At 62.9% G+C, this 3,801-nt stretch carries 5 protein-coding genes and 1 pseudogene; 3 read left to right on the top strand and 3 right to left on the bottom strand.

Annotation, left to right across the window (positions count from 1 at the left end; translation table 11 throughout):
- Positions 1–137: 137 nt before the first annotated feature.
- On the top strand, positions 138–1,238 hold the full coding sequence (locus ACSFBL_RS35415; RefSeq protein ID WP_435520469.1) for a DNA-binding protein: 1,101 nt from the start codon (positions 138–140) through the stop codon (positions 1,236–1,238).
- A gap of 154 nt (positions 1,239–1,392) precedes the next feature.
- On the opposite strand, the gene ACSFBL_RS35420 is transcribed toward ACSFBL_RS35415, so the two are convergent.
- Positions 1,393–1,902: a GNAT family N-acetyltransferase gene (locus ACSFBL_RS35420; protein WP_435520470.1), complete on the bottom strand. Its 510-nt coding sequence runs from the start codon at positions 1,900–1,902 to the stop codon at positions 1,393–1,395.
- Positions 1,899–2,177, bottom strand: coding sequence for a type II toxin-antitoxin system TacA family antitoxin (locus ACSFBL_RS35425; RefSeq protein WP_435520471.1), 279 nt, complete (start codon positions 2,175–2,177; stop codon positions 1,899–1,901). Before ACSFBL_RS35425 ends, ACSFBL_RS35420 begins: the two co-directional genes overlap by 4 nt.
- Positions 2,178–2,327: 150 nt before the next feature.
- Here ACSFBL_RS35425 and ACSFBL_RS35430 point away from each other — a divergent pair, with 150 nt between their 5' ends.
- Positions 2,328–2,741 (top strand): OsmC family protein, encoded by a 414-nt coding sequence (locus tag ACSFBL_RS35430; protein WP_435520472.1) that lies wholly within the window; start codon positions 2,328–2,330, stop codon positions 2,739–2,741.
- Positions 2,742–2,840: 99 nt separating this feature from the next.
- Entirely contained in the window at positions 2,841–3,269 is a 429-nt protein-coding gene (locus ACSFBL_RS35435) for a response regulator (RefSeq protein ID WP_435520473.1), read from the top strand.
- Between the two features lie 141 nt (positions 3,270–3,410).
- On the opposite strand, the pseudogene ACSFBL_RS35440 reads toward ACSFBL_RS35435, so the two are convergent.
- A pseudogene (locus ACSFBL_RS35440) lies at positions 3,411–3,801 on the bottom strand (DUF2955 domain-containing protein); the annotation flags it as partial.

Consider the following 3,801-nt stretch of genomic DNA (forward strand, 5'->3'; position numbering starts at 1 on the left):
CGACGACGCAAGCCGTCCGACGAGCAACGTGTTTCCGTCATTTATCATATGTGCCATGTATGATGTCTTACGTACATCGTACATCATTTCCGATAATCTCTTATTATCGAAAGTAAAAGGCGCAAGAGGAGCAGAGCATGGATTCCAGAAGTTCGAGCGTTGAAATTCAGCCGCGCAGCGGCGGCCGCGGGATCCAGGAGGCGCAAGTCTGGGAAGCCGCGGACACGCTGTTGCACGAGGGCCTGCGCCCGACCATCGAGCGCGTGCGCCAGAAGATCGGCAGCGGATCGCCCAACACCGTGAGCCCCATGCTCGAGCGGTGGTTCTCCACCCTTGGCAAGCGCCTGGAGGGACGCAGCGGCATCGTCGTCGAAGGCGAGGGGGAAAAGCTTCCCCTGGCGATCGTGCAGGCCGCCCACCGGTTCTGGGAAGTCGCCCGTCGGGAAGCTGACCAGGTGCAGGTCCAGCGGACCGAGGCCGCCCGCCGAGAACTTGAGCTCGAGCGCGGCGCCCTGACCGAAAGAGAAGCAGACCTTCAGCAGCGCCAGGCCTCGTTCGAGCAGGCCCGCATCGCGCTGGATGAAGCGCTGGCATCCTCCCGCCAGGCAGTCACGGCCATGGAGGCCCAGATGCACACGCAGCAGCAGGAATCCGCTCGCCTGCTCAGCGACTCGGAAGCCGAGGTTCGGCGCCTTCGCAAGGCCCTCGAAGAGGCTCTGGCCAGCAAGGAAGCCCTGCGCGAGAAGTCCGCGATAGAACTGGAAGCGGCGCACCGCGACGCCAAGGAAGCCGAGCAGCGCCATGTCGCCCACGAACGCCGACTCCTTGCCGACGTCGATCGCGAGCGCGTGGCGGCGCGCCAAGCTGCATCAGACCTTGCAAAGGAGCAGAAGGCCCGCGCTGTAGATCTGGACGCTGCACGCGAGTCACGCGAAGCAGCCACGCAGGCGCTACGGGCCGAGAAGGCCGCGCACCGCGATGCGGCCACCACCTGGTCCCGCCAGCAGCAGCAGGCCCAGATTGAACTTGTGACCTTTCGAGAAAAGGCAGCTGGGGCAGAGCGCCGCGCGACCGACCTTGCCGCCCAGTTGCAACGCCAGCAAGAGCGGGCCGAGCGGGAGATTGCGCAGTTGCGCGAGAGCCAGGCTGCGACAGCCGCTGCGCTGCGCCGGATCGAGGCTCAGGCGGAGGGCAACAAAGCAGCGCGCTCCGCGCGCGCTGGAAAGTCGTCCAAGTGAGGCACACCAACTGTCCGGCTGCCACCGCAGCCTTGAGGAGTCGTCGACATGCTGGACCGGAAATCGCCAGTCCCGGCGAGGCACACGATCAGCCGCTGCTCCTCGACAGGATGTCGCGCCCGATCAGGCGGCCCAAAGATCGCCTGGTTGGCGTTTATGCCAGTTCCTTGACCTTCGCCAGCGGAAGGAACAGCGTCAACGGTGTGCTCGGCATTGCAATAAATCCATGCTGCCGATAAAAGGATGCTGCGGCGTCATCCTTGGCATCCACGACAAGGGCATAGGCGGCGATCTCCGCACGTGCCGCCCGGCCCAACGCGTCAGCCAGCAGGGCGGCACCCAGGCCCACTCCATTGAAGGCCTTCGCGACGGCCAGCCTGCCCATGCGAACCACAGGCACGGAAGGATATCGCGGCAGCTTCTTTCCAGTGACCGCTGGCAGGTCATGCAGAAGCACGCTGGAGGATGCCAGGGTGTAGTAGCCCGCGATGTGCTGAACCTTGTCAGCAGGCACCGCCACGAAGCAGGCGGTGATGCGGCGGCGAACGTCTTCGGTGGCCTGCTGCTGTAGGTAGCGGTTCAGCGCTGCCGAATTGCTGTCGAAGCTGGCGCGGTCATGCGATGCGTCAAGCGGTGCAACACGAAACGGCGCAGCCTTGCTCATTCAGCGCGTAGCAGCTTGCGATGACGGGTGAATGCACGTTTCAGAGCCGGGGTGGCCTTAGGAGGAGACAGCATCGCCTGGGCGAAGCATTCCTGGTCAGCCAGCGAAAGACGGATCACTTCGGCTTGGGTGATGGCGTTCTGCGCGGCGTCCTGCACCGCCGCAACTACGAAGTCGGTCATGGTGCGCCCCTGCAACTCGGACGCGCGCTTGAGCATCGCATGCAGCTCGGTGCTGATCCTTGCTTCTAGACGGGCAGTAGCGGCGGATGTCATGGCGGTGCTTCCTCCTAGGCTGAAGGCATTGTACGGCAAATTGCCGGTTTCAAGGCGGACAGGCGGACAGGCGTTCGGCCGGAATCTCCCTCCGGTTCCAGCGGGTGGCAGAATTTCGACTGGAGCCACATCGTCCAATCGGAGTGCACCGTGCTGATCTCCGCCACTGTCAGAAACTCCCAGGACCGGCACGAAGTCTCTGTGCGCACGGGCGAAGGCACACAGTCTCTTGTCGTGCCCTCCAAGCCTTCTGGCAAAGGCTCCGCGGTCAATGGTGGCGAGTTCCTCATGCTCGCGCTGGCGACCTGCTACTGCAATGACCTTTACCGCGAGGCAGAACGCTTAAATGTCCCCGTCGAAGGGGTCGTGGTCGAGGCGACAGCGGATTTTCCTGGCATCGGCCTGGCGGCCACCGGCATTCAATACGAAGTCAAGGTGTCTTCACCTGCGACGCCTGAGGACATCGCGGACCTGGTGCGGCAAACAGATGCGGTGGCGGAAGTTCACAACACCATTCGCGCGGGGGCTACGATTACCCTTTCGAGGGACCACGCTGAACGGTGAATTGCCTCTCGTATCCAGGACATGTGGTGCCATCCACACAATGTCCGAGAATCCCAATTTTTCTGCGATCCAATGAGAAATTCCAACTCACGCGTCGCTATGCCAGGCAACATCACTGCACATCACAAGGACAAGGGGCGAGACACGGTGAAAGTGCTGCTAGTCGACGACTCCGTGGCCATACAGAAGAGCTTCGGCACACTGCTTCAGGCAGCGGCAGGAGGCATTGTCATCAGCTATGCAGAGGACGTGGCGAGCGCGCTTGCAACCATCGCCTCGAATCCTCCGAAGCTCATCGTCCTGGACGCTAAGTTGCGTGGAGACGACCGAGGAATCGACGTGCTGCGTTACGTCACCCAGCGCCATCCGGAAATCAAGGTGGTCATGTTTTGCCAGTTCGGCTGGCCCTCCGCGCGCAAGACCTATATCGATGAAGGCGCCCTAGCGTGCTTCGACAAGGGGATGGAATTCCTGCAGGCGCGGGATTACATCGCTCAGCTTGCGAACGCCGAACCCGCGGGGGAATAAGGGCCGACTCCCTGGAGATGTGGTGCCCTGGGGCGAAGCAAGAAACAAGAGTTGAAGTTTCGATGGCCGCTGAGCGACCTATCGAACAAGCCAAAGGATGACGGATTTGGATCTGCGAGGCGGCTGCCGACCAGCAGATTCTCAGAACGATCGGGACCCACTGGCTTCTGATGCACGCCAGCGCTCGAGCACCCACACGGTCGCCCACGCGTACAGCGCCACCCCGACGAACAGGCCGACCCGGATGGCCGAAGCGGTGTAGACGTCCTTGCCGTTGGCGCTGTCCTCGATGGCCGGGCCCAGCAGGATCAGCATGGTCACCAGGGCATTGCTCCAGAACGTCGGTGCAAACGACGTAGCCTTGACCCCGAACAGCCTGGCGCCGGCCCAGAGCGCGGCGGCCGCCATCCAAAGAATCAGCATCCACAGGTTCGGCCGCAGCGTGAGGCCGAACCAAAGCAGCGCCGCCATCAGCGCGCCCATGAACGTCGAACCCACCAGTTCCCGCCCGGCCGAACGGGCGTTCGCGGAA

Source organism: Variovorax glacialis (assembly GCF_051216375.1).
Classification (GTDB): Bacteria; Pseudomonadota; Gammaproteobacteria; order Burkholderiales; family Burkholderiaceae_C; genus Variovorax.